Below are 24,704 nucleotides of genomic sequence, written 5' to 3'. Positions count from 1 at the left end.
ATCCGCTTGACTCCGGATTGCAAATTCTAATTCTTTGTCAATCGATAAAGAATCATGGAATGGAGACCGACATGAGTTCATTGGACCAAGGAGCGCCACTCAATGTGATTGAAACAGGCGGGGTGATTGAAACAGGCGGGGTGACGGCAACAGGCGGGGGGATCGATACGAGGCGCGGCGCAACGCTGGCGTTGCTTGCCTTCGCCCAGCTCATCATCGCGCTCGACCTCAACATCGTCTTCGTGGCGCTGCCGGAGATCGGCTCCAGCCTCGGCTTTTCGGCCCAGACACTGCAATGGGTGGTGAGCGCCTACACCGTCTTCACCGGCGGCTTCCTGCTGTTCGGCGGCCGCGCCGCCGACCTCGTGGGCCAGCGCCGGGTGTTTATCCTCGCGCTCTGGCTCTATGCGCTTTCGTCGCTGCTTGGCGGTCTCGCCTGGTCGCCCTGGATCATCATCGCGGCACGTGCCGTGCAAGGCATCGGCGCTGCCTTCCTGTTTCCAGCGACATTGTCGCTGATCAACCGCCTGTTCGCCGAGGGACCGGAGCGCAACCGGGCGCTCGCGGTCTGGGGCGGCGCCGGGGCAAGCGGCCTGACGCTCGGTTCACTGGCGGGAGGGTTCCTCACCGGTGCCTTCGGCTGGCCGGCCGTGTTCTATGTCAATGTGGTGCTGGCCGGGATCGCCATCGTCGCTGCTTTTGCCATCATCCCGAGCGATCCGAAGCGACATGAGCACCGCAACTTCGACCTGCCGGGCGCGCTGACCGTTACCGCCGGAGCCACACTGCTGGTTTTCACGCTGGTTCAGGGACCGGACTATGGCTGGGCTTCACCGACGATCCTCGCAAGCGCCCTGCTGGCAGCCCTGTTCCTGATCGTCTTCACCATGATCGAGGCAAGGAGCGCCGACCCGCTGATGCCGCTTCGCCTATTCCAAAATCGCAGCCTTGTCGCCGGCATGACGATCACCTTCCTCTATATGGGAACGTTCGGAGCCCTACCCTACTTCCTCACCGTGTTGTTGCAGACCGTGCACGGCTTCACCGCCCTGCAGACGGGCCTGGCGTTCCTGGTGCCATCGATCGCCATCGCCACCGGCACGCAACTAGGCGAACGCCTGGCGACGCGCTTTTCGACACGCTCAACCTTAGTCGGCGGCATGGTCGTCGGGGCTGCTGGCACAGCCTTGATGGTTCTGGGGGCTTCAGCCGAAAGCAGCTATGCCGCCATCGTTCCTGGCCTGGTCATCTCCGGTGTCGGGCAAGGCATCGTCTGGACCGCCATGTGGATCGCGGCCGCTTCGGGCGTGGCTCACGACGAACAGGGCGTTGCCTCGGGAATGGCCTGCACGACGCTCAACATCGGCAATGCGATCGGCATGGCGACATTGATCGCGATTGCCAACAGCCATACCAGCGGGCTGACGGGCGATGCACTGAAAGCCGCGATAGCCGACGGCATACAGGTAGCCTTCTGGCTCGCAGCGGCAGGCATAGTGATCAGCCTGCTCGCCGCGATGGTCCTGCCAGGAAGAGCGAAGTAGCCGGCACCCGGGTGACGCTTCTCAGTTCACCCGGCTGATGCAGAAATCGATGACATCGATCAGCGCCGACTTCTGCGGCGTGGCCTCTAGCGGCGCCAACGCGTCGCGGGCGATCTCGCCGAAATGGCGGGCACGTCCGATCGTGTCGGCGATCGCCCCGTGGCGGGTCATCAGGCCGATCGCCTTTTCCAGCCCGGCATCGTCGGTGACATTGTCCTCGATAGCGCGCTTCCAGAAGGTACGCTCGGCCTTGGTGCCGCGCCTATATGCGAGGATGACTGGCAGCGTCACCTTGCCTTCGCGGAAATCGTCGCCGACATTCTTGCCCAGATCCTTGCTGGTGCCGCCATAATCCAGCGCATCGTCGATCAACTGGAAGGCCAGGCCGAGATTCATGCCATAGGAGCGCAGTGCCGCGCGATCGTTGCGGGTCGCCTGGGCGATGACGGGACCGACCTCGGCGGCGGCCGAGAACAGCGCCGCCGTCTTGGCCTTGATGACAGCGAAATGCTCATCCTCGGTGGTCTCGAGGTTCTTGGCGGCGGCAAGCTGCATCACCTCGCCCTCGGCGATGATCGAAGCGGCACTGGACAGGATGTCGAGCGCTTCCAGCGAGCCGACATCGACCATCATGCGGAAGGCCTGACCGAGCAGGAAATCGCCGACCAGCACGCTCGCCTGGTTGCCCCAGATCATACGGGCGGTCTTCTTGCCACGCCGCATGCCGCTCTCGTCGACGACATCGTCGTGAAGGAGCGTGGCCGTATGCATGAATTCGACCGATGTGGCGAGCTTGACGTGGCCCTCGCCGGAATAACCGAACATCTGGGCCGAGGCGAGCGTCAGCATCGGCCGCAGCCGCTTGCCGCCGGACGAGATCAGATGGTTGGCAACCTCCGGGATCATCTCGACGTCGGAACCGGCCTTCGACAGGATCAATTCGTTGACCCTTGCCATGTCGGCCGCCGTCAGATCGATGAGATCCTTGATGGACGCAACGTCCCGCTTCCCGTTTTCAATGTTGAGAACGACACCCACGACAAAACTCCCAACCTCAATATGCACGACGGCATGCTGGTCCCTTGAGGGGACTCTAGGGCGCTACACACGGGGGCGGCAAGAGGCGAATTGGCGCGGGTGCTCTGGCGCTTGGGTCCATCCACATTTACATCAACGCTGCAAACTGCGAACCTCGCCCGATGATAGAGCTCATCCGTACCAACGATGCCGTGATCATCTCCTTTGTCGAATCGCTGATGCGCGACGCCGGCATCGGCTGTTTCGTGGCCGATCAGAACATGAGCGTGCTCGATGGGTCGATCGGTATCCTGCCACGGCGCATCATGGTCGACGCCGATCAGGCCGACGCGGCGCGGCGCATCCTGACCGATGCCGGCATCGCCAACGAGATCCGCCTGACATAATGTCGGTGTCGCGCGCCACCTTTGTCCGCGATACGCCGGCCCATACGGTCGATGCCTTCCATCGCGGGCGCTTCTGGCTGGTGCAGCCGAAACAGGGTGGCCATCGCGCCGGCATGGACGCAATGATGCTGGCCGCTTCGGTACCGTCCGCCTTTACTGGCCGGCTCGCCGATTTCGGCGCGGGCGCCGGTGCCGCAGGCCTCGCGGTGCTGTCGCGCTGTCCGGCGGCCGAGGTGGTGCTCGTCGAACGTTCGCCTGAAATGGCGGGTTTTGCCGCAACCACGCTCGCTCACCCCGGCAACGCCCATCTCGGCGACCGCGCCTCCGTGCTCGCCGCCGATGTCACCTTGTCGGGCCAGGCACGGACGGCCGCTGGCCTTGCCGACAATTCCTTCGATTTCGTCATCATGAACCCGCCCTTCAACGCCGCCGCGGATCGCGCCACGCCCGACCCGCTGAGGAAGGCGGCGCATGTGATGGAAGACGGGCTGTTCGACCACTGGATCCGAAGTGCCGCGGCAGTGGTTAGGCCACGCGGCGGTCTCGCCACTATTGCCCGGCCAGAGCAGCTCGGCGCCATTCTCGACGCGATGTCGGGCCGTTTCGGCGACGCCGAAATGCTGGCAGTCCACCCGCGCCCCGAGGCGGCAGCAATCCGCATTGTCGTCAGGGCAACGCTCGGCGCACGCGGAAAACTATCGATCCGCCCGCCGCTGATGTTGCACGCGCAATCGGGCGACCACCCAACGGAGCGGACCGAGATGATCAACAACGGACTGGTGTCGCTGTTTGGCGACTGACTGATTCCTGCTGGCCGGCGTCGCGGCATTGCGGTTGGCCGGCGAATCCCTACATGCCTTCAACTTGTTGACCGGAGACCTCGTGAAACGCTTCCTCAACCACCTGCTGCCGAAATCCTGGCGCTCGAACGTCGTCGTCATTCCGGTCATCCGGCTGCACGGCACCATCATGGCCGGCGGCGGCCAGTTCCGGCCGAGCCTGTCGCTGGCTTCCACCGCCGGCCTCATCGAGAAGGCGTTCTCCTTCGCCGCACCCGCGGTCGCCATCTCGATCAATTCGCCGGGCGGCTCGCCGGTGCAGTCGCGGCTGATCTTCAGACGCATTCGCGACCTGGCGAGCGAGAAGAACAAGAAGGTTCTGGTCTTCGTCGAGGACGTCGCGGCGTCGGGCGGCTACATGATCGCGGTTGCCGGCGACGAGATCTTTGCCGACCCCTCCTCCATCGTCGGCTCGATCGGCGTGGTGTCGGCCTCGTTCGGCTTTCCCGAACTGATGAAGAAGATCGGCGTCGAGCGCCGCGTCCACACCGCCGGCCAGAACAAGGCGGTGCTCGACCCGTTCAAGCCCGAGAAGAAGGAGGATGTCGAACGGCTGAAGGCGTTGCAGCTCGAGGTCCACGAGACCTTCATCGATCTCGTCAAGGAGCGGCGCGGCACCAGGCTCAAGGATGATCCCGACCTGTTCACCGGGCTGTTCTGGACCGGCAAGAAAGGACTGGAGCTCGGCCTTGTCGATGCGCTGGGCGACATGCGCGGAGTGCTGAAGACCCGTTTCGGCGCAAAGACCCAGCTCAGGCTGATCACAGCGCCGCGCGGCCTGTTCGGGCGGTTCGGCCTGTTCGGCTCGCGCCAGGGCTTTTCGGCGCCCGACATCGCCGCTGCCGCTGCTAGCAGCGTGATCGATGCGGCGGAAGAGCGCGCGCTGTGGGCTCGCTTCGGGCTTTGAAAAACCAGCGGAACCGTCTAGCATAGTGTCCTAACCGACCCCATTGGCCGCGTTCGCCAGCCCTGCGAGGGAGGAGTTTGACATGCCACAGATCATTTTCTTCGCCACCGTCGGGGTGCTCGCCTATGTCGGTTATCGCTCCTTCGTCAGGGAAGCCCAGCGCGTGACAGCCAAGATACGGCGCACCGAAAAGCAGGCGACCAACGGCACGATGGGAACGCTGGTCAAGGATCCGAAGACCGGCGAATACCGCCTGGCCAAGGACTGAACGCCATCTCCCTCGTCGCCGAGACCGTGAATTCCGACCTGCGGACGTGGCACGCGCATGCCAAGATCAACCTTGCGCTGCACGTCACCGGCAAGCGGCCGGATGGCTATCACCTGATCGAGAGCCTCGCCGTCTTCACGCGCTTCGGCGACAGGGTCGAAATCGAGCGTGCCGACAGCGACGGGTTTTCCGTCTCCGGCAAATACGCGTCCGCCGTCCCGCTCGACGACAGCAATCTGGTGGTGAAAGCGCGCGACGCCTTGCGGCAGGAGGCTGGTCTCCTGCATGCGCCGCCGGTTGTCATTCGGTTGGAAAAGAACCTGCCGGTCGCGTCCGGCGTCGGCGGCGGCTCAAGTGATGCCGCGGCCGTGTTGCGCGGGCTCGTGCAGAGCTGGGAGCTCGACATTGGCGATACCGACCTGGCGCGGATTGGCCTTTCGCTTGGCGCCGACATTCCGATGTGTCTGGCGGCAAAGCCGCTGATCGCGCGCGGCGTCGGCGACGAGTTGTCGCTCGTGCCGAATTTTCCGGCCTTGGGACTGGTGCTGGTCAATCCGGGCACGGCTGTCTCCACGGCCGAGATATTCGCAGCACTTTCGCGCCGTGACAATGATGGGCTGCCGCCGCTGCCGCGTACGTTCGATTTCCACAGCGTCCGCAACTGGCTGGAGATCACCCGCAACGATCTCGAACCGGCGGCGCGCGCCATCCAGCCGGCTATCGGTAAGGCGCTTTCCGTGCTGAACAAGGCCGGCGCCGGGTTCGCCCGGATGTCCGGTTCCGGCGCGACCTGTTTCGGGCTATTCGAGACCGGCAATGTCGCCAAGCGCGCCGCCGCCGAAATCCGCGGCCGCCAGCCTGACTGGTTCGTCGCGGCGACACGCAGCCTGGAGGCCGACTGACATGGCCAGGATTGACGAGAGCCGCCCCTTCATCCCCGTGCGCATCGCGGTGCTGACGGTTTCCGATACGCGCAGCCTCGCCGACGACAAATCAGGCCAGACACTGGCCGACCGTATCACTGAAGCCGGCCACATCCTTGCCGCCCGCGACATCGTCACCGACGACCGGGAAAAGATCCGCGACAAGGTGCTTGGCTGGTCCAGGGACGAAGCGGTCGATGTCGTCATCACCACCGGCGGCACCGGCTTCACCGGCCGCGACGTGACGCCTGAAGCGCTGGAGCTGATCTTCGAAAAACGCATGGACGGGTTTTCCGAAGTGTTCCACCGCATCTCCTACGACAAGATCGGCACTTCGACGATCCAGAGCCGGGCGACCGGCGGCGTCGTCAACGCCACCTTCGTCTTCGTGCTGCCGGGTTCGCCCGGCGCCTGCAAGGACGCCTGGGACGGTATCCTGAAGCCACAGCTCGACTACCGGCACATGCCCTGCAATTTCGTCGAGATCATGCCACGGCTGGACGAGCATCTCAGGCGGGGCAAGCCCGGATAGGAGCGCGATCAGCGAATGACCGGCTCGCCGTGGAAGCGCCGGCGCGACGGTGGCGAGACGCCGAAGCCCACTTCCATCATCAGCCGCGGCGCGCGCGTCGGCACGGTGCCCATGTGGAAACCGAAGGGATCCTCGACAAAGCCGAGACCGGCCTCGCCGGTCAGCGTGATCGGGCTTTGCACGCCGTAGACGTTCAGAACCTCCTCAGCCGGATGGCCGACGAGAAGCGTCATCTGATGCTTGACGATGCGGCGGTTATGGCTGCCCCTGACATAAACATGCGGACCAGTGCCATCGTCGACCGGCACAAGGTAGAAGAAGAATTTCAGCATGCGCCAGTCGTCGAGGTCGAAGTGGTATTTGCCGAGCGACGCGAGGTTTTTCTCGGCGTCGGATACCCCGCCCGTCGGAAAGCTCCACCAGACACGCGTCGTGATCAGCTTGGCCTGGCCGCCGAGATAGTGGGCGGCGATGTCGAGGAGCAGCGGATCACGCTGGACGGCGAGCGCGGCATTGCAGTCGAGGATCCGTTCGAAAAAATGCCCGCTGAGCAATGGACGGCCGAAATGCTTCTCGGCCTCGGCATGTTTGGCCGGCAGGAATTCCAGCCGGCGGTCGAAGTTGCCGAAGCACGGCGTGCGCTGCGCAAAGCTAGCGATCTCTTCGTGGATCGACGACGGCAGGACGAGCCCGGAAAAGAGGCCGTCGGAGCGGAGCGCATCGACCACCGCCTCGCGATCGACGCCGGTGAACATCGTTTCCTGGGCTTTTTGTGCCGGCCGAACCGGTTTTGCGCCCCGCCAATGCAGCCGCCGCGCCGGCATGGTGCGCGCCAGCATGAACATCGGCAGCCAGGCCGGGTTCTCGCGAAGGTCCGTCAGATAGGTCGGAATCCGCACGGCGATGCGGCGCAACAGGCTGCCGTTTCGGGCAATCGCCTCGAGGCTGGCGGCGCCGGATTTGTCAGGGCTTGAAAGGGTCATCGGCTCCTCGGCTGTGAAGGCGGCGTCGACGAAGTGTCGGTCGCTCACCGCTCCGGCATTACCCAAACCCAATCCGCCCGCATCGAAGGAATGGTAACCCCAGGTCAAATTTTGTGCAATGCACAATAAACGACGACCTTTGCAAAAAATTTATTTCAGCGAAGGACGCGGCCTCCCCCCGCCTACCATACGGGAAGACCTCACTTCGCCGGCGCGACCCAGATCTCGGCGTGGAGCCGCTTGGTCGCCAGGCCGCGCGCAATGGCTTCGGCGCTGCGGGCGTTCTTGGATAAGGCAGCAGCCTGACGCTTGCTGATCACCAGCCCTTCGGCCAGCGCCCGGTTTCCCGAAAAGACCCGTGACAGAAACGGCGTGCGGCTGGCACGCGCCCGCGAGAACCGCGCCGGCATGGTTTGCCTGGCCGTGTGGACGGCGACATCGTCGATCCAGCCTTCCGCCAGCCGTGCGCCGGGCTCCAGCAGCAGCAACCAATCTCCCTTGGCCTGCCGGATGCCGGTGGCAACGCCGCCCGCCACATAGTGGCAGCCGGCATGCTCTGCGACCCGATGCGTCTGGTCGGTCGAACCGTTGTCGCAGACGATGACATCGCGCACCACCCCCTCGACCGCGCCGCCGATCAGCGAGGCGAGCGTGCGGGCAAGGCCCTCTTCGTCATTCAGGGTTTCGATGAGAACGCTGAGCATTCCTAGCCGAATAGCGGAAAGCCGGACGGAGCGCCAGTTTTCGCGTCGCACCATAAAAAGTTCTTGATTTGTTCTATTTGGTGAAATAGGAATAATTTCATGAACAGAGCGATTCGACAGCCGGCCGACAGTCCCTGGGAGAGGGCGAAAATGGAACAGATCGTGCGTGCGGACATTGCAGCCTTCGGAGCCGGAAGAGCCGAGATGGCCAATGCGATGATCGAACAGAGCGGCATGCGCGTGCGTCCCGACCGCAATCGCGGCCGCTCCGCCGGCATCAATCCGTCCGGCCGCTTCGAGCCGGTCAGCCGGCATGTCTTCGACGACGGCTGGAATTCGCTGGAGGAACTGCCGCCCTTCAAGACCGAGGTACAGGTCGAGAGGCCGCGCACCATCATCACCCGAAACGAGTCGCCCGATATTTCCTTCGACCGTTCCATCAACCCCTATCGCGGCTGCGAGCATGGCTGCGTCTACTGCTTCGCCAGGCCGACGCACGCCTTCATGGGCCTGTCGCCGGGGCTGGATTTCGAATCGAAGCTGTTCGCCAAGCCGGATGCAGCGCGGATGCTCGACAAGGAATTGTCCAGGGACGGCTACCAGCCGCGCACCATCGCCATCGGCACCAACACCGATCCCTACCAGCCGATCGAGAAGCAGTACCGGATCATGCGCGAGATCCTGGAAGTGCTGGAGGCGCGCGGCCATCCGGTCGGCATCGTCACCAAATCGGCGCTGGTGACGCGCGACATCGACATTCTGGCGCGCATGGCCGAACGCGGACTGGCCAAGGTGGCGCTGTCGGTGACGACTCTCGACCGCATGCTGGCGCGCACCATGGAACCCCGCGCGTCGACGCCAACCAAGCGGCTGGAGGCGATCCGTCAGCTTTCGGATGCCGGCATTCCCGCCTCGGTCATGGTCGCGCCGATCGTGCCTGGCCTGACCGACCAGGAGATGGAACGTATCCTCGATTCGGCCTACGCAGCCGGCGCGCGCGAGGCCGGCTATGTCCTGCTGCGCTTGCCGCTGGAGGTCGCGCCGATCTTCAAGGACTGGCTGCTGCGCCACTATCCCGACCGCTATCGTCACGTCATGTCGCTGATCCGCTCGATGCGCGACGGCAAGGATTACGATTCGGAATGGGGCAAGCGCATGAAAGGCTCCGGTCCCTATGCCTGGCAGATCGGCCGGCGCTTCGAAATCGCCGCCAAGCGGCTTGGCCTCAATGCCGAGCGGCGGTCGCTCAGGACCGACCGGTTCGTCGCGGCCGCCAAGGCAACCGAGCAGTTGATGCTGCTTTGAAGACGTGATGTGCCGCCGGTACCGGCGGCACGCGAAAAAATTCCGTCCGGCCTGTCCTGTCCCCGGGCTTGTAGACGGTGCCCTCCGGGTCCGGTGCCCCACCGGCCCGGAGGGGCTTGCGGAGAATCGGAGCTGATGCGAACCTCGCCGCACCATGGCTCGCCAGCGTTCCGATTCTCCGCTTCTCTTTGAAATCGTCGAGAGACCCGACTTCTCCTTCGAGACGAAGGCGATGGCCGAAGGCCTGTGGCCGGTGGCGGGGATGGACGAGGCCGGCAGGGGGCCGCTCGCCGGGCCGGTCGTGGCGGCGGCGGTGGTGCTCGATCCCGCCAACATTCCCGACGGTCTCGACGATTCCAAGCGCCTTAGCCATTTGCAGCGCGAGGCGCTGTTCTCGAGAATCCTTGGTTCCGCCTTTGGCGTATCGATGGCCTCGGTCAGCGCCGAGGGCATCGATGACAGCAATATCCTCAAGGCCAGCTTAGAGGCGATGCGCCGCGCCCTGGTCGGCCTGCCGGTGCAGCCGAAACTGGCGCTCGCCGACGGCCGCGACGTGCCGCCTGGCCTGCCCTGCGCCGGACGCGCGCTGATCAAGGGCGACCAGCGCTCGCAGTCGATCGCCGCCGCCTCGATCGTCGCCAAGGTGATGCGCGACCGCATGATGTGCGGCTGCGGCAGCCATCACGCGCATTACGGTTTCGAGGTCCATATGGGCTATGCGACAGTCCGTCACCGCACGGCCATCGAGGCGCATGGGCCGGTGGCGCGGCTGCACCGCGTATCCTTCGCCCCGTTCCGGCTTGGCGGGACGGAAGTGGTGGAGGAAGAGGGCTTAGCGGGCCTGGAGTAGCGAAAGCGGCTAGGCGCGTAATCTCCCCCCTTGAGGGGGAGATGGCCGGCAGGCCAGAGGGGTAGCCTCGCGTGAAGCGCCGGCTTCGTTTTTCGCCGCAAAAGGCGTCGCGCCCGGTCGGCCCGACCCCCTCTGTCGCCTTTGGCGACATCTCCCCCTCAAGGGGGAGATTATCCGCGCCATAACAAAAAAGCCGCCAAGTTGCCCGGGCGGCTTCATATTAGCGGCCCTGGAAGCCACTCAGTTCAACTTTGCCTTCACGTCCTGCAGCGCAGCCTTGAACAGGTCCGCACCAGCCTTGGCGTCCGTCTTGGCGGCAAGCAAGGTGCGGGCAGCCTCGACAGCAATGTCAACGGCGCTGGCGCGCACTTCGCCGATCGCCTCACGCTCGGCCTGACCGATCTTCTGCTCGGCAAGCGCGGTGCGCCTGATGACATAATCCTCGGTCTTCTTGTGCGCCTCGGCGGCAAGCATGTCGGCCTCGCGCTTGGCGGCGGCGACGATGTCGGCGGCCTCCTGCTCGGCTTCCTTGCGCTTCTTCTGGTATTGGCCAAGCAGTTGCTGGGCCTCCTCGCGCAGCCGGCGCGCATCCTCAAGCTCGGCGCTGATCTTGGCGGCGCGAGCATCGAGCGCCTTGGCGATCAGGCCCGGTACCTTGATGTAGATGGCAATGGCCAGGAAAATGACCAGGGCAACCGTGGCCCAAAGCGTTGCGAGAGATGTGGCGTCCATGATGCGCTCCTCACCGGGCCACGGATTTGACCGCGGCCGCGATCTCGGCCTTGCTGGCCTTGCCGCCGACCAGCGCCTCGACGATTGCCGAAGCAGTATCCTCGGCGATCGTGCCGACTTCCTTCATGGCATTGGCCTTGATGGAAGAAATGCGGGCTTCCGCTTCGCCAAGCTTCTGGTCGAGCGCTGCCTCGATCTTCTTGCGGGCGGTCTCGGCCTCCGCCTTGGCGGCGTCGTTGGCCTGCTGGCCGATCGCGTTGGCCCTGGTCTTGGCTTCCGCCAGTTCCTGCTCATAGGCGGCAACCGCGGCGTCGGCCTCGCCCTTCAGCCTGGCAGCATGATCGAGATCCTGTGTGATCCGGTCATTGCGCACATCGATGATGCCACCGACGCGCGGCATCACCACCTTCTTCAGGAACAGGTAGAACAGCCCGAAAGTGATCGCCAACCACAGAAGCTGCGACGGGAAAGTCGCCGGATCGAATGGCGGGAACACGCCGTGCGCCTCGGCGGGCACGCCGGTGCTGGAATGCGTATCGCCTTCCGTCCCGGTATGGCCACCTTCGACGGCGGGCGCGGCCTCTTCTGCAAACGCAGATGTCACGAACATGGACTATCCCCTGATATCAGGCCTGCCGCAGGCTTGCAGCCGGCCCGTCCAATTCCCAATGTTAGCCGAACATGGGCTCAGCCGAACAGGGCCAGAAGCGCGATGAGAAGGGAGAAGATGCCCAGAGCTTCGGTCACGGCGAAGCCGAAAATCAGGCGGCCGAACTGGCCATCCGCAGCCGACGGGTTGCGCAGCGCGCCCGACAGATAGCTGCCGAAGATGTTGCCGAGGCCAATGCCCGCGCCACCCATGCCGAGGCACGCGATGCCGGCGCCGATGTACTTTGCTGCTTCTGCTTCCATGTGTTCAACTCCTTTGGATCTAAAATTCCGTTGCAATTCCATCCGGCGGCAATGTCGAAACGCTTGGGCCGGAAACTCTTGATCAGTGCCCGGGATGCAGGGCGTCGTTCAGATACATGCAGGTCAGCACGGCAAAGACGTAGGCCTGCAGGAAGGCGACCAGCAACTCCAGTGCCGTCAGCGCCACCGCCATCGCCAAGGGCAGGACCGAGCCGGCGACGCCGACCGCGCCCAGCGCGCTCAGGCTGACGACAAAGCCGGAGAACACCTTCAGCGTGATGTGGCCGGCCAGCATGTTGGCGAACAGACGAACCGAGAGGCTAACCGGACGCGATACGAAGGAAATCACCTCGATTAGCACTACCAGTGGCAAAAGGTAGACGGGAACGCCATGCGGCACGAACAGCTTCAGGAAACCCAGGCCGTGCTTCATGAAGCCATAGACGACGACGGTTCCGATCACCAGCGCGGCGAGACCGAAGGTGACGATGATGTGGCTGGTGACGGTGAAGAAATACGGGAAAAGGCCAAGCAGATTGGCGACGAGCACGAACATGAACAGCGAAAACACGAAGGGGAAGAACTTCATGCCTTGCGTTCCGGCCGCATCCCTCAGCATGTTGCCGACGAATTCGTAGGCCATTTCGGAGATCGACTGAAGACGGGTGGGAATAAGGCTGCGGCTCGACGTCGTGAGGTAGAGGAACGCCGATGCAACGGCAACGGTGGCGACCATGAAGAGCGCCGAATTGGTGAAGGACAAATCATAGCCGCCGATGTTGATCGGAATCAGCTTGACGATATGGAACTGGTGGATCGGATCGACCTTGTCAGCAGCCACTTAATAATCCCCATCACAGCCGCGCGCGACTTTACTGTCCCGTTCATCGCGCCGGCCAGCGGCGCCTTCATTCATTCTTTCGGATCGCGCGGTTTCTCGCCCTGTCCGAATTGCGCCACCAGCCCCGCGGAACGCAGGACGTTGAGCACGCCGGCGCCGAAGCCGAGCAGCAGGCCGACTATCAGACCCCATGGCGACATTCCCGCCAGGCGATCGACAAACCAGCCGAGAGCCGCACCCACCACTATCCCGGCGATGAACTCGCTGGACAGTTTGAGTGCCTGGCCGTATCCGGCCGCACTGCCCGCTTTCGCGTCGTCTTTCCCCTCGAGCCGGTCCGGCCGCCTTGACGCTAGCGATGCTTCAAGGTCGCGCCGGCGGCGCTCAAGATCGTCGTCGCGGATGTCGGCTTCATGCTGCTTGCCGCGGCCGGTTTCTCCGGTTCCGTGTGGCCCATTCTTGTCGGCCATCGAACCCCCCTGCCCGGTCAGACCGTCGCCGTCCGTCCGCTTGTAAAGTCGCCGGCAACATAGTTAGAGGGTCTGTCTCCGTCAAGCCACGGGCAGAACTTCGGCCTGAAGTATTTTTCGTATTTAAATCAATGGCTTGTCAAGGTGCGACATCGTGCCCGACATTGTCTCTGGCGCGCGACGGCCGAATCCCTCCGGCGATGGCCCTTCGATTGGCCGCGCCCAGGGCGCTCAGCTCCAGCCGCCGCCATAGGTGCGGTAGAAGATATGCAGGCCGATCTTCGTCATTCTTTTCATCGCCCGCGCCCAGCCCGGATTGACATAATTGGCGTAGTAATGGGTCGACGATCCCACTTCCGGGATGAAGATCTTGCCGGCGGTGACCGCCATGGCGACGTCCTGGGCGATCTTGTAGTTGGCGGGGCTCTCGATGCGCTTCTTCCTGCCGTCGCAAGCGAAGGAGAACTGGCAACGATTGAACCATTTGTCGTTCTGGTAGACGACACCGCAGATCGAATTCGGATAGGCGGGATTGCGGACGCGGTTGAGGATGACCTGGGCGACGGCGGCCTGGCCGCGCACGCTCTCGCCGCGCGCCTCGAAATAGATGCCGTTGGCAAGGCATGTCTGCTCCGGCTTGGAGAAGACACTCGCCGGCAACGGGTTCTGCATCCAGGAATGGTCGCCCTTGGTCATCGGCGGAATGAAGCGACCATTGTTCGGCTTCTCGTCCTGCAGCAAGGCCTCGAAGGGCGAGGCCTGCGCATAGTCTGGTGCGGCCGATGCATAGGCGGTCGCCAGCACATCGGGGTGATCGTTGTTGACCAGCGCCGCAAGCATGGCCGGCATGGCGGGATCGGGCTTCTTGTCGACGCGCGTGTGGAATGCGGCGGCGATCTCGATCTCCTTGCCTTTGATCTCGGGCTTGGCGAAGGCCATCTTCAGGCCGCTGTCCATGCTCGGGCGAAGCAGCGAGGAGGTGCGCTCGAAGATCGAGCCGGCATTGAAGTGCTTCGGCGGCGCCACTGGCGAGACCTGGATGATGCGGCCCTTCTTGTCGGCACGCATGACGCGATCCTCGTCGGGTGTCGTGCTGGCTGCGCTGCCCTTGCCGCGAAACGACACAGCCCCAATGCCGGGCAAGCGGACGCCTGAACCCGAGATCGAACCGGTGGTGTCGGAATCAAGAAAAGGCATCTCGGCGGCATGAACCGAACCGGCGACGGATTTTTCGACAAAGGCGTTCCAGCGGGCGTTCGGCGCTTCGAGGCCGGAAACCAGGCTCGTCATGTCCTGGTAAGCAATGACATTGGGAAAACCAACCCAGATGCCAAGCCCAATGACCAGAGGAGACAGGAAGGAACGCTTCTTCTCGCCGGCGGCGGCGAGAAGCCGCTTCAAGACACGTCGATGCACAGAACTCCGGGGAAAGCCGACCCGAATGCACAGACCAACAATGGACGGAGATAGGAGTGAACGTCTTTTCTCACCGGCGGCGGCGACCAGCCGCTTCACAACACGTCGATGCACGGAACTCTCCAGAAACGCCACGGACCCCACTGGAGAGGAACAATGATGCATTAACCTTGATGGGGCGTTAACGGGGTCGATCGTGTTTTTTTAATGTTGATCCGAAACGAGACGTCTTTGCGCCGCCCAACCAGGCCGGAAATTCAGCTCGGCCGAAGAAAAACCGGCCAGGCGATCAATGCGCAGACGGCCGCCGCCAGCCATACACCCGACCACGACCAGAGAACCACCAGACCCGGAATGGCTGCCGGCACCAGGAAAAAGCCGACGAAAACGCAGCTGTTGGCAAGGCTGAGTGCGGTTCCGACATGTCCGGCACCAGCAAGCGTGGCAAGCTCTGTATAGGCGACGCCGTGCCAGGCCGAAACGCAGATGCCAGCAAAGACCAGCGCGATCGGAAGCGCCCACATCAGCGCCGGTTGCCCGGAGGCGAGCAGAACCAGCAGCCAAAGCAGCACAAAGGCAAGCGCGCTAAGCGCGCTGCATAACCGGAGAAACAGGCGGTTGCCGTGGCGATCGGTGAAGCGCCCGCTCCAGACGCGCATGACCATGGCGCCGGAGCGCTGCCGCTAGCGCTTCTTGGCCCTGCCGGCGAACGGATTGTCCGAGGTGCGCAAGGCGATGCGGATCGGCACGCCGGGCATGTCGAAGGCCTCGCGCAGGCTGTTCGAGAGATAGCGGACATAGGATTGCGGCATCGCGTCGGGCCGCGAGCATTGGACAACGAAGCCCGGCGGCCGCGTCTTGGCCTGGGTGACGTATTTGACCTTCAGGCGGCGGCCGGCGACGGCGGGCGGCGGATGATGCGCCAATATGCCTTCCAGCCAGCGGTTGAGCTTGCCGGTCGAGACGCGACTGTTCCAGACCTTGTGCGTCCTGATGACGGCATCCATCAATTTGTCGAGGCCGCGCCCGGTCTCGGCCGAGACCGGCACCGCCTGGATGCCGCGCGCCTGCGGCAGCAGCCGCTCCGTCTTCTCGCGCAACTCCGCCAGCAACTCCTGGGGGCGGTCGATCAGGTCCCATTTGTTGAAGGCGATCACTGGGGCGCGGCCCTCGCGGATGATCAGGTCGGCGATTTGCAGATCCTGTTTCTCGAAGGGAATGGTGGCGTCGAGCACGATGATGACGATCTCGGCGAAACGGATGGCGCGCAAGCCGTCCTGCACCGACATCACTTCCAGCTTTTCGTGTATCCTGGCCTTGCGGCGCATGCCGGCGGTGTCGAACAGTTTCACCCGCCGGCCGCGCCAGTCCCAGTCGACGGAGATGGAATCGCGGGTGATACCGGCTTCCGGCCCGGTCAAAAGCCGCTCCTCGCCGATCAGCGCATTGATAAGCGTCGACTTGCCGGCGTTCGGACGGCCGACGACGGCAATGCGCATCGGCTTGGTGTCGTCATAGGCCGGTTCGGCGTCGGGATCGGCGATGTCCTCGCCGATCAGCACCTCGCTGGCGGCGATCTCCTCGTCTTCGCCGTCCTCGTCCTCGCCGAAGGCGCGTGCCTCGCCAAGCGCCGCGATCACCGCGTCGCGCAGGTCCGGCAGGCCCTGGCCGTGCTCGGCCGAGACCGGGATCGGTTCGCCGAGCCCAAGCTCCCAGGCTTCCAGCATGCCGCCTTGCGCGCCCTTTGCCTCTGCCTTGTTGGCAACCAGCACCACCGGCTTGCCAGATTTCCGGACGATCTCGGCAAAGGTCCGGTCGTCGGGCAGCAGGCCGGACTTGGCATCGACGGTGAAGAAGATCAGGTCGGCCTCGTGGATGGCGATCTCGGTCTGGACGCGCATGCGGCCGGGCAGCGTCGAGGCACCGGCGTCCTCGAAACCGGCGGTGTCGATGACGTCGAAATGCAGATCGTAGAGTTTTGCCGCATGGACACGGCGATCACGGGTGACGCCCGGCGTGTCGTCGACAAGCGCCAGCTTCCTTCCCACCAGCCGATTGAAAAGGGTCGATTTGCCGACGTTAGGCCGGCCGATGATGGCGACTTTGAACGACATCCAAGATCACGACGCGCTGCCCGACCCGCGGATCAACTCGGACATCAGCGTCGCCCGTTCGCGCGTGTTGCGCGGGGCGCCGTCATCCGCGGCGATCTGGTCGAACAGTTTCAGAGCATCCTGTGCCTTGCCTTCCTTCCAGGCAGCAAGGCCAAGCGCCTCGCGCGCGGTGTGGCGCAGCGTATTGGTGTCGGCGGTGAGCGCCTCGACGCGGCTGGAGACATCGGCAAAGGAGCCGTGGTCGACCAGCAACAGCGCTGCCCTGAGGCGCGCCATGTCGCGAAGGCCCGATGGAATGTCGGTGTCGGCGGCAACGTCGTCGAAGTCCTTGACGGCAGCGTCGACGTCGCCCTTGTCGGCCTTGACGGTCGCCGCACGCATGCGGGCGAGCAGCGGGTAGGCGCCGTAGCCGTCCTTTTCCAGCGAATCGAGCGCGGCCAGAGCCTCATCGCTCTTGCCGTCATTGGCAAGCTTCAGCGCTTGCGAGAAAGCGTCGCCCGAACGGTTGGCGCGGGTCTCGTCCCAATAGCGGTAGCCGACGACGGCGGCGGTGCCGAGCACCACCAGCACCGCGAGCACAAGCAGGGCTGGACCGAAACGATCCCACAGCACCTGCGCCTGTTCGCGACGAATCTCTTCGTTGACTTCGCGGATAAAACTGTCGTCGGACATCAATCAAACCATTGCTGCCCCAAAGCGGAGCGCTTCATGAGCCCGCGTTTTAGCGAAATTTCGCCGGCATGGAAGGGGTTCCCCAGGAAAATCGGCTGAGCGCCAGGCAGGCGACCCAACGTGCGACGGCAAAGCCGACCGTACCCGCGCCACATTTCGCCGATAGCCGACCTTAACCGTTCCTGTGCCAGACCGGATGCCGATGCCTCGTTTGTCCCGCGTTGTTGCGTTTTCTCTTGCCTCGCTTTCTCTGGCCTCGCTTGCCGCAGCCGGCACGGCTTTCGCCGATCCGCCCGCGGCGCCTCCGCCGACAAAGCCGAAGCAGGTCGTCATCATCTCGTTCGACAGCGCCCGCGACATTTCGCAGTGGAAGCGCAGCCGCGCGCTGGCGCAGCGCACCGGCGCCCATTTCACCTATTTTCTCTCCTGCGTCTTCCTGCTCTCGCCGCAGACGCGCGCGGAGTACACGGCGCCCGGCAAGAGCGCCGGCAAATCCAATATCGGCTTTGCCGCCTCGAAACAGGACGTAGCCGACCGGCTTGAACAGATCCGGCTGGCTGCCGCGGAAGGCCACGATATCGGCAGCCATGGCTGTGGCCATTTCGACGGCAAGGACTGGAACAAGGCCGACTGGCTCGCCGAGTTCGGCTCGTTCGAGCACATTCTGGAAAACGCCTATTCGATCAACGGCATTGCGCCCGAACCCAAGGGCTGGCGCGATTTCGCGCGGCATTCGGTTATCGGCTTTCGCGCGCCCTATCTGTCGACGAACAAGGCGCTCTACGAGGCGTTGCCCAAGGCCGGCTTCCAGTTCGACGCGAGCGGCGTCTCAAAAGGCCCGGTCCGGGCGCCGACCAGTAACGGCATCACGCATTTTTCGCTGCCGCAGATTCCGGAAGGCCCGAAATCAAGGCCTGTTATCGCCATGGACTACAATCTCTATGTCAGGCATTCCGGCGGTTTCGAGCGGCCAAGCAAGGGGGGCGAGTTCGCGGAGCGGACCTATCAGGCCTTCCGCAGCGCCTTCGACAAGCAATATGCGGGCGGCCGCATCCCGCTGGAGCTCGGCTTCCACTTCACGCTGATGAATGACGGCGCCTACTGGAACGCGTTGGAGCGTTTCGCCGGCGAGGTCTGCGTCAAAGCCGACGTCGAGTGCATCAGTTTCCGCGACTATGTTTCGCGGCAACGCGCCGGCGAGAGACAGGCAAATGTGGGCGGCTGAACCGCCCACGCTTTTTCCTTAGATATCAGGCCGGATCCTCGGCGCTCTGCCTGGCGAGATAGCGCTGGTCGATTTCAGGCAGCGGCTCGCCCTGCAATGTCGCCTCGAAGGCGCGCAGTCGCTTATGCACGGACTGTAGTTCCACGATGGTCGACCACGAGGTGAGCAGGAACTGAAGCGAGCTTGTCACCTTGCCGAAGGCGTTCGATATCTGGTTCAGGGCGCCGAAGGTGATCTTGTGTGCCACAAGCGAAGGCCCGAGGATCAGCAGCGAGAAAATGTTGTCAGCCTGCAGATAGGTGTAACGGACGACGTTGAAATAGATGTAGTGGAAATAGAGCCTGAAATAGTTGTGGCGGACATTGGCGAACAGCTCGGCAGTGGTCGCAGGCTGGGCCCTGTCGGCATGATCCTCGCCGTAGACGAGTTCCTTGCGATAAGCGGCTTCCACACGCTGGTTGCGGAACTGCAGTCCCGGCAATTTCATGCCGGCTATCATGACCGAAATCGTTCCGAACAGACACCAGGCAAGTGCTGCGACCACCAATGGCTGCGGGATGGCGCCGACAATCGGCAATTCGCTGATATGGGCTTGCAACTGGATCATGACCGGAAGGAATGCAATCAATGTCATGATCGACTGGACGAAGCTGGAGCCCAGATCTTCCATGATCTGCGAGAAACGCATCGTATCTTCCTGAATACGCTGCGAGGCGCCTTCGATATGGCGAAGCCGGCTCCAGTTCTCGACGAAATAATTGTTCATCGCCGTGCGCCAGCGGAAGATCCAGTGGCTGACGATGAAGGCATTGACCACCTGCACATTCATGCCGACCAATGCCAGCCATGAAAAATCGGCCAAGCCGATATAGAACTCACCGTCGGTCGACTTCGTCGTGCCCGACATCAGCCCCTGCACGTAGTCGAAGAAAGGGCCATACCAGGCATTGACTGCGACGCTGACCTGCACGTTGAAATAGATGAAGAACAGGATGACGGCGGTCATCAGGATCGACCAGTTCTGCCAGGGATGTGGCGAGTACCAGGCCCAGAAAGCGTAAAAGATCGCCACGCAGATCCCGAAATAGATGTAGAACCACAGGAACGGCTTCGACCAGAGCACGGCAATGCCGATGATTGGTGGAGCGCCGGCAGCGGCGGGCGGAAGCCCGATTAGCGCACCCAACTGCTCTCCGCCGAAAAACCAGAACAAGATCGCGGCAAGGCTCCAGACGGCGGCCGAGGTGAAAAACAACTTCGGCTGCGGGAAAAACGATACGAACACTGTGGCGAAATCCTCGGTCGGTGCGCAAATCAGCTGACTACAGCGGGCATAAGGTCACACATTAGGTGGAAAGAAAATGCCCCGTGCCTAGTGCCCGGCCCCGAGCAAACCCACAATCATGGCGATTTTGGCGCAGCCGACCAGGCGACCACGCCGGAGACGATCAGGACAGCGGCGGCCACGATCGAGGCCAGGAAAAAGCCGCCTGATGCTTGCGCCAGCAGACCGGCGACCAGCGGGCCGATGATCTGTCCGAGGCCGAAGGACGCCGTCATCAGCGCGAAAGTCCGGCGCGGCGCCTGCGGGGCGAGCAGCTTTACGGCCTGCAGGCCGAGCGCGGTCATGGCCATGAACGTGGCGCCAAGCAGAAACCCGCCGAGCAGCGGCCCGGCGCGCCCGCCCATGGCCACGCTGGCGGTGACGCCGACCGCCTCAATGAGGCAACCCGCAAGGCAGGCCGCATAGAGGCCGATCCGTTCTGCGATCTTCTGCCACAGCCAGACCGAGGGAATTCCGGCAAGGCCGGTGACCAACCAGACGATCGCCTCGAAGACGCGGCCGCCGCCGCCCTGGCGAACGATGGCGACGAGAAACGTCGCCGTCACCACATAGCCGAAGCCGAACAGGCCGTAGGCGACAATCATTTTCACCAGCGACCGGTCCTTCGGCAGCGCCGGTTCGCGAACCGCAACGCCGTTGGTGGTCGAGGCAGGCCCCACCAGCAACGCCACGACAGCGAAGCCGCAGCCACAAATCGCCGCCGACCACAGCCAGCCCGCCGCCCAGCCGGCATGTCCGGTGACGAGAACGGCCATCAGCGCCGAGGAGGCCGCGATACCGAGGCCAACGCCACCGAAATGCAGCGCCTGCAGGTCGTTGCGGTCGGCCGCGGTAAGATGGCCAAAGACGATGCTGGACATGAAAACCATGACCAGGGCGCTGGCGACACCGCCAAGAAAACGGATGACGAGAAAGGCCGCCATGGTGTCGGTCAGCCCCATCAGCGCGGCCAACACGGTGCTGGCAGCAAGGCCGGAGAACATCAGCATGCGCTCGCGCCCATGCGCCCAGCCACCGGCGGCGGCAAGCGCGCCGACGAGGTAGCCGAGATAGTTGGCCGACGCGATCCAGCCGGCATCGGCCGGCGACAGGCCGAGTTCTTCCATCATGCCGGGCAGGATCGGCGTATAGACGAAGCGGCCGATGCCCATAGCGACGGCAAGCGCGACCATGCCGGCGAAGGCGAGGCGTAAAGGGGATGGCGAAGCGGCTTTCATTGCGGTGCACAATAAGTGCGCCGGCCTATCAAACAATCCACTTATGTTGGGCCAGAAGGGTTCGCTAGGATTCGAGCGCCGCTGAGATACAGAACGAGCGTCGACGATCCTTCGCGCGCCCTTTGTCCTGCCGGACATCTCCCCCACGAAGGGGGAGATCGGCAGCTTCGGCGCCGGCTCTCCTTCTTCGTCTTCGGAGATTGGCGAAAGCGGAGATGACGCCAATCTCCCCCCTCGTGGGGGAGATGTCCGGCAGGACAGAGGGGGGCGCTGTCCCGCCGACGTCTCGGCAGCGATCCTCTGTGCGAAGGATTCAGCCGCAGCCGGCCCGCGCCGTCTCATAGGCAGTGCGCCGCGCCGTCAGCCGGAACGGCACGTCGCCAAGCTCTCGCTCCGACATGGTGTCCAGAACGGGATGCGACAGCGGATCGATCACCCATCGGCCGATTTCGCTTTCATGTCGCCGGCCTCGCCATGTATCGGCGACAAAAAGGCCCCTGAGCAATGATAAAATCTTCACCATCTTCGCCTCCTCAGGTCTGACTAGCCTCCTTAAAATCTGCCATTTTCTTGCATGTTTCAATTGAGATTTCGGCCATGACGGTTTAGAAAAACTACATGGCCATGCTGAACCGCGTCCATCTCAACGGCTTGCGCGCCGTGGAAACTGTCGCCCGCCTGGGGTCGCTTGCCGCGGCAGCCGGCGAACTTAACGTATCTTCCAGCGCCGTCAGCCAGCAGATCAAGCGGACCGAGAAACAACTCGGCCAGGCGCTGTTCGAGCGCACGCCAGGCGGTCTCGTGCCGACCGAGTTCGGCACGGTCTTCACGGCGCGGCTCAGCGCGGGTTTCCGCGAGCTTGCGCAGGCGGTGGCGCTGGCTGACGAGGCGAGCCAATGCACGCTGGTGGTTTCGGTGGCGCCGGCCTTTGCCTCGAAATGGCTGCTGCCACGGCTGTCCAGGCATTTCGCCCGCCATCCGAGCGTGCTGCTGCGCATCGACGCTTCGGGACGGATCGCCGATCTAGACCATTCCGACATCGACATCGGAATCCGGATGGGCGACGGCAAATGGCCGGGCGTCCGCGCGGAACTGCTGCTGGCGCAGGAGGTGTTTCCGGTCTGCGCGCCGTCGATCGCAGCCAGACTGAAATCGATCGAGGATCTGGCGCAGACCTGTGCGATCACCGACGAGCGGGCGATGATCAACTGGGAAAGCTGGTTCGAGGCGGCGGGTGCGAAGCCCGTGACCTTTCTCAAGGGCGCGCGCTTCACCGACCCGATGCTCTGTCTGGAATCGGCGATCGCCGGTCATGGTGTGATGCTCGCCTGGCAATTGCTGACCGCCGACGCTCTCGCCGACGGCCGGCTGGTGGCGCCGTTCGGCGTGCGCGCTGAGAGCGGGCTGGGCTATTGGCTGGTGACCTCCGCCAGCAAGAGCGAGAGCCGCAAGGTGCGCGATTTCAAGGCCTGGATCCGCGAAGAGATCGAGGCGACGATGGCGCAGTTCGGCGCGCTCGACAGCGCGGCTTGACGCTCGCGCACAATCCAGATGCCACCGCGTCCTTCGCACGTCCAAATGGACGCGTGGCGCTGTGGCCCACCGCAATGACGGTGGAAAGCGCCAACCCACCGGTCTATGTATAACGAACCCCACACATCACGGCAGGCAGGACCATGACCACACATTCGCGCGGCGTTTCCGCAACGATCGACCCGGTGAAGCTCGACAGGCTGGCGGAGGTCGCCATCAAGGTCGGGCTGCAACTGCAGCCGGGGCAGGATCTGGTGCTGACCTCATCGATCGCGGCCCTGCCCTTGACCAGGCGGATCGTCGAGCATGCCTATAAGGCCGGAGCCGGGCTGGTGACGCCGATCTTCAACGACGACGAGATTACGCTGGCGCGCTTCCGCTACGGGGCGGACGCCGGCTTCGACCGTGCCACCGGCTGGCTCTATGAGGGCATGGCGAAGGCCTTCGCCGGCAATGCGGCGCGGCTTGCGGTGCGCGGCGAGGATCCGTCGCTGCTGTCGGCGCAGGACCCCGCCAAGGTGGCGCGCGCCAACAAGGCGAATTCGATGGCTTATCAGCCGGCGCTGGAGAAGATCACCGGCTTCGATATCAACTGGAACATCGTCGCCTACCCCGACCTCGCCTGGGCCAAACAGGTATTCCCAGGCGACGCCGACGACGTCGCGGTGGTGAAGCTCGCCGACGCCATCTTCGCCGCGTCGCGGGTGGATGTGGAGGACCCGATCGGCAACTGGACGGCGCACAATGCGGCATTGAAGAGCCGGACCGAATGGCTGAACGGCCACAATTTCCATGCGCTGCATTTCACCGGGCCAGGCACTGATCTCACCGTCGGGCTGGCCGACGGCCATGAATGGATGGGCGGCGCCTCGACCGCCAAGAACGGCATCACCTGCAACCCCAACATTCCGACCGAGGAAGTCTTCACCACCCCGCATGCACGGCGCGTCTCGGGCCATGTCTCCTCGACCAAGCCGCTGTCCTACCAGGGCACGCTGATCGACGAGATCTCGGTGCGCTTCGAGGAAGGCAGGATCGTCGAGGCAAAGGCTTCGAAGGGCGAGGACGTGCTGAAGAAGGTGCTCGACACCGACGAGGGCTCACGCCGGCTCGGCGAAGTGGCGCTGGTGCCGCATTCCTCGCCGATCTCGGCGAGCGGCCTTTTGTTCTTCAACACGCTGTTCGACGAGAACGCCGCCTGCCACATCGCGCTCGGCCAGTGCTATTCGAAGTGCTTCGTCGACGGCGCCTCGCTCAGCCAGGACGAGATCGCGGCACGCGGCGGTAACAAGAGTTTCATCCATATCGACTGGATGATCGGCTCGGACAAGATCGACATAGACGGGCTCGGCAAGGACGGCAGAAGGGTGCCGGTCATGCGCAAGGGCGAATGGGCCTAGGGGAGCCGACAAGGCGGAGGTTGCAATGACCTTCGACATCGCAGTCAAGCGCATCTATGCAGCGCCGGAAAAAGCCGATGGCCAGCGGGTGCTGGTCGACCGGATATGGCCGCGCGGGGTCAGCAAGGAGCACGCCGCGCTGACGCTATGGCTGAAGGATGTGGCGCCGAGCGATGAGTTGCGAAAATGGTTCGGGCACAAGCCTGAGCATTGGGCGGAGTTCCAGAGGCGGTATCGCGCCGAGTTGGGTGAGAATGGCGGGGCATTGGCGGAACTGCGCACCCTGCTTCGCGACGGCAAGGTGACGCTACTCTATGGCGCGCATGATGAGGCGCACAACAATGCGGTGGCGCTGGCGGAATACCTACTTCGTCATCCTCGGGTCAAGCCCACTGCTGTCCGGTTAAACTGAAGATAGGCTGAAGATCGTCTGTCTGTCGTCATGTTTGGGCGGCGGCGGGGTCTTGAGGGCGTCGATTGAGCGCCTGTGCATGATGTTGAGCCGCACAAGGCGGGCAAAGGCGAGCGGCTGTCTGACGGTTTTCTGT

28 protein-coding genes are annotated in these 24,704 nt (G+C 63.6%); 13 read left to right on the top strand and 15 right to left on the bottom strand.

Translation table 11 applies throughout. The features are described 5' to 3' along the window. Positions 1-71: 71 nt before the first annotated feature. Entirely contained in the window at positions 72-1,544 is a 1,473-nt protein-coding gene (locus tag OHD62_RS29015; protein WP_263790256.1) for an MFS transporter, read from the top strand. Between the two features lie 21 nt (positions 1,545-1,565). Here the strand turns inward: OHD62_RS29015 and OHD62_RS29010 are convergent, their stop codons facing one another. After that, positions 1,566-2,582, bottom strand: coding sequence for a polyprenyl synthetase family protein (locus OHD62_RS29010; protein ID WP_263790254.1), 1,017 nt, complete (start codon positions 2,580-2,582; stop codon positions 1,566-1,568). Positions 2,583-2,743: 161 nt separating this feature from the next. On the opposite strand from OHD62_RS29010, the gene OHD62_RS29005 reads away from it, so the two are divergent. The 6 genes from OHD62_RS29005 to moaB all read left to right on the top strand — a co-directional run bounded on the left by OHD62_RS29005 (position 2,744) and on the right by moaB (position 6,437). Then, the gene (locus tag OHD62_RS29005) at positions 2,744-2,968 is read left to right on the top strand and encodes a DUF2007 domain-containing protein (RefSeq protein ID WP_097575540.1); all 225 of its coding nucleotides are present in this window, start codon (positions 2,744-2,746) and stop codon (positions 2,966-2,968) included. Next, positions 2,968-3,768 (top strand): tRNA1(Val) (adenine(37)-N6)-methyltransferase, encoded by an 801-nt coding sequence (locus tag OHD62_RS29000; protein ID WP_263790251.1) that lies wholly within the window; start codon positions 2,968-2,970, stop codon positions 3,766-3,768. Before OHD62_RS29005 ends, OHD62_RS29000 begins: the two co-directional genes overlap by 1 nt. Positions 3,769-3,850: 82 nt before the next feature. Next, positions 3,851-4,714, top strand: coding sequence for a S49 family peptidase (locus OHD62_RS28995; RefSeq protein ID WP_263790249.1), 864 nt, complete (start codon positions 3,851-3,853; stop codon positions 4,712-4,714). Between the two features lie 82 nt (positions 4,715-4,796). Beyond that, positions 4,797-4,982, top strand: coding sequence for a hypothetical protein (locus OHD62_RS28990; protein ID WP_263790248.1), 186 nt, complete (start codon positions 4,797-4,799; stop codon positions 4,980-4,982). 26 nt (positions 4,983-5,008) lie between these two features. Then, entirely contained in the window at positions 5,009-5,884 is an 876-nt protein-coding gene (locus tag OHD62_RS28985) for a 4-(cytidine 5'-diphospho)-2-C-methyl-D-erythritol kinase (protein WP_263790247.1), read from the top strand. Position 5,885: 1 nt separating this feature from the next. Next, complete coding sequence (gene moaB, locus OHD62_RS28980) at positions 5,886-6,437, top strand: molybdenum cofactor biosynthesis protein B (protein ID WP_263790245.1); 552 nt, start codon at positions 5,886-5,888, stop codon at positions 6,435-6,437. A gap of 8 nt (positions 6,438-6,445) precedes the next feature. Here moaB and OHD62_RS28975 read toward each other — a convergent pair whose 3' ends face one another. Together OHD62_RS28975 and OHD62_RS28970 are read right to left on the bottom strand one after the other, a co-directional pair. Then, positions 6,446-7,420: a hypothetical protein gene (locus OHD62_RS28975; RefSeq protein WP_263790685.1), complete on the bottom strand. Its 975-nt coding sequence runs from the start codon at positions 7,418-7,420 to the stop codon at positions 6,446-6,448. A 200-nt stretch (positions 7,421-7,620) separates the two neighbouring features. Further along, positions 7,621-8,124, bottom strand: a complete 504-nt coding sequence (locus OHD62_RS28970; RefSeq protein WP_263790243.1) for a glycosyltransferase — start codon at positions 8,122-8,124, stop codon at positions 7,621-7,623. Between the two features lie 150 nt (positions 8,125-8,274). Between OHD62_RS28970 and OHD62_RS28965 the strand changes: the two genes are divergently transcribed. Next, positions 8,275-9,429: a PA0069 family radical SAM protein gene (locus OHD62_RS28965; protein ID WP_263790682.1), complete on the top strand. Its 1,155-nt coding sequence runs from the start codon at positions 8,275-8,277 to the stop codon at positions 9,427-9,429. Positions 9,430-9,583: 154 nt separating this feature from the next. After that, positions 9,584-10,279 carry a ribonuclease HII gene (locus OHD62_RS28960; protein WP_263790241.1) on the top strand — a complete coding sequence of 232 codons (696 nt, stop codon included), beginning with the start codon at positions 9,584-9,586 and terminating at the stop codon, positions 10,277-10,279. Positions 10,280-10,519: 240 nt separating this feature from the next. On the opposite strand, the gene OHD62_RS28955 is transcribed toward OHD62_RS28960, so the two are convergent. The 9 genes from OHD62_RS28955 to OHD62_RS28915 all read right to left on the bottom strand — a co-directional run bounded on the left by OHD62_RS28955 (position 10,520) and on the right by OHD62_RS28915 (position 17,436). Beyond that, positions 10,520-11,011 (bottom strand): F0F1 ATP synthase subunit B, encoded by a 492-nt coding sequence (locus OHD62_RS28955; RefSeq protein ID WP_263790240.1) that lies wholly within the window; start codon positions 11,009-11,011, stop codon positions 10,520-10,522. Positions 11,012-11,021: 10 nt separating this feature from the next. Then, entirely contained in the window at positions 11,022-11,621 is a 600-nt protein-coding gene (locus tag OHD62_RS28950) for a F0F1 ATP synthase subunit B (protein ID WP_263790238.1), read from the bottom strand. Between the two features lie 77 nt (positions 11,622-11,698). After that, positions 11,699-11,923 carry a F0F1 ATP synthase subunit C gene (locus OHD62_RS28945; RefSeq protein WP_006330271.1) on the bottom strand — a complete coding sequence of 75 codons (225 nt, stop codon included), beginning with the start codon at positions 11,921-11,923 and terminating at the stop codon, positions 11,699-11,701. A gap of 82 nt (positions 11,924-12,005) precedes the next feature. Beyond that, on the bottom strand, positions 12,006-12,764 hold the full coding sequence (locus OHD62_RS28940; protein WP_263790234.1) for a F0F1 ATP synthase subunit A: 759 nt from the start codon (positions 12,762-12,764) through the stop codon (positions 12,006-12,008). 71 nt (positions 12,765-12,835) lie between these two features. Next, positions 12,836-13,234 carry an AtpZ/AtpI family protein gene (locus OHD62_RS28935; RefSeq protein WP_263790233.1) on the bottom strand — a complete coding sequence of 133 codons (399 nt, stop codon included), beginning with the start codon at positions 13,232-13,234 and terminating at the stop codon, positions 12,836-12,838. A gap of 231 nt (positions 13,235-13,465) precedes the next feature. Further along, positions 13,466-14,650, bottom strand: a complete 1,185-nt coding sequence (locus OHD62_RS28930; RefSeq protein WP_263790231.1) for a cell wall hydrolase — start codon at positions 14,648-14,650, stop codon at positions 13,466-13,468. 257 nt (positions 14,651-14,907) lie between these two features. Then, positions 14,908-15,309 (bottom strand): MFS transporter, encoded by a 402-nt coding sequence (locus OHD62_RS28925; protein ID WP_263790229.1) that lies wholly within the window; start codon positions 15,307-15,309, stop codon positions 14,908-14,910. Between the two features lie 24 nt (positions 15,310-15,333). Further along, complete coding sequence (gene der, locus OHD62_RS28920; RefSeq protein WP_263790227.1) at positions 15,334-16,764, bottom strand: ribosome biogenesis GTPase Der; 1,431 nt, start codon at positions 16,762-16,764, stop codon at positions 15,334-15,336. A 6-nt stretch (positions 16,765-16,770) separates the two neighbouring features. Further along, on the bottom strand, positions 16,771-17,436 hold the full coding sequence (locus OHD62_RS28915; RefSeq protein ID WP_263790225.1) for a tetratricopeptide repeat protein: 666 nt from the start codon (positions 17,434-17,436) through the stop codon (positions 16,771-16,773). Positions 17,437-17,638: 202 nt separating this feature from the next. On the opposite strand from OHD62_RS28915, the gene OHD62_RS28910 reads away from it, so the two are divergent. After that, positions 17,639-18,661: a polysaccharide deacetylase family protein gene (locus OHD62_RS28910; RefSeq protein WP_263790224.1), complete on the top strand. Its 1,023-nt coding sequence runs from the start codon at positions 17,639-17,641 to the stop codon at positions 18,659-18,661. Between the two features lie 25 nt (positions 18,662-18,686). On the opposite strand, the gene sbmA is transcribed toward OHD62_RS28910, so the two are convergent. The 3 genes from sbmA to OHD62_RS28895 all read right to left on the bottom strand — a co-directional run bounded on the left by sbmA (position 18,687) and on the right by OHD62_RS28895 (position 21,746). After that, positions 18,687-19,946, bottom strand: a complete 1,260-nt coding sequence (sbmA, locus tag OHD62_RS28905; RefSeq protein WP_263790223.1) for a peptide antibiotic transporter SbmA — start codon at positions 19,944-19,946, stop codon at positions 18,687-18,689. 116 nt (positions 19,947-20,062) lie between these two features. Further along, positions 20,063-21,223, bottom strand: coding sequence for a YbfB/YjiJ family MFS transporter (locus OHD62_RS28900; RefSeq protein ID WP_263790221.1), 1,161 nt, complete (start codon positions 21,221-21,223; stop codon positions 20,063-20,065). Positions 21,224-21,536: 313 nt separating this feature from the next. Continuing rightward, the gene (locus tag OHD62_RS28895; protein ID WP_263790220.1) at positions 21,537-21,746 is read right to left on the bottom strand and encodes a hypothetical protein; all 210 of its coding nucleotides are present in this window, start codon (positions 21,744-21,746) and stop codon (positions 21,537-21,539) included. Between the two features lie 95 nt (positions 21,747-21,841). On the opposite strand from OHD62_RS28895, the gene OHD62_RS28890 reads away from it, so the two are divergent. The 3 genes from OHD62_RS28890 (at position 21,842) to OHD62_RS28880 (ending at position 24,568) form a co-directional block, all read left to right on the top strand. Then, complete coding sequence (locus tag OHD62_RS28890; RefSeq protein WP_263790218.1) at positions 21,842-22,756, top strand: LysR substrate-binding domain-containing protein; 915 nt, start codon at positions 21,842-21,844, stop codon at positions 22,754-22,756. A gap of 143 nt (positions 22,757-22,899) precedes the next feature. Then, positions 22,900-24,156 (top strand): aminopeptidase, encoded by a 1,257-nt coding sequence (locus tag OHD62_RS28885; protein ID WP_263790215.1) that lies wholly within the window; start codon positions 22,900-22,902, stop codon positions 24,154-24,156. Between the two features lie 25 nt (positions 24,157-24,181). After that, positions 24,182-24,568, top strand: coding sequence for a DUF488 domain-containing protein (locus OHD62_RS28880; protein ID WP_263790213.1), 387 nt, complete (start codon positions 24,182-24,184; stop codon positions 24,566-24,568). Positions 24,569-24,704 lie beyond the last annotated feature (136 nt).

Source organism: Mesorhizobium sp. YC-39 (assembly GCF_025753795.1).
Classification (GTDB): Bacteria; Pseudomonadota; Alphaproteobacteria; order Rhizobiales; family Rhizobiaceae; genus Mesorhizobium.
The sequence above is the reverse complement of the archived record's forward strand: the minus strand, read 5'-3'. Positions and strand labels throughout refer to the sequence as shown.